This window comes from Pseudarthrobacter sp. NamE2 (assembly GCF_005796205.1).
Lineage (GTDB): Bacteria > Actinomycetota > Actinomycetes > Actinomycetales > Micrococcaceae > Arthrobacter.
Genome location: NZ_VAHN01000064.1, coordinates 1 through 230 on the forward strand (window position 1 = coordinate 1; position 230 = coordinate 230).

Sequence of the window (230 nt, forward strand, 5' to 3'; positions counted from 1 at the left end):
CAGGGACAGGAACAAAAGGACGAAGTGCCCGGCGACGCCGGCGCCGGCGAGCATCCCGCCGCCCTTCCCGGCCCGGGTCGCGGACTGCTTGGCTTCGGCCTTGGCCAGTTCCAGCTCCTGGCGCATCAGGGTGGACAGGTCCCGGGTCACCTCCCCGAGCAGGTCACCCAGCGACGTGCTATCGGCCTTCTGATGCGCCTCACCCGGCGGCATCTCAGGAATCTGGCTAG

The 230-nt window shown here is 69.1% G+C and carries 1 protein-coding gene; it reads right to left on the reverse strand.

The annotated features are described in order from the left end of the window. Positions 1-213: phage holin family protein (locus FDW83_RS19030; protein ID WP_138139610.1), on the reverse strand; the 213-nt coding region annotated here is incomplete at its 3' end. Positions 214-230: the final 17 nt, after the last annotated feature.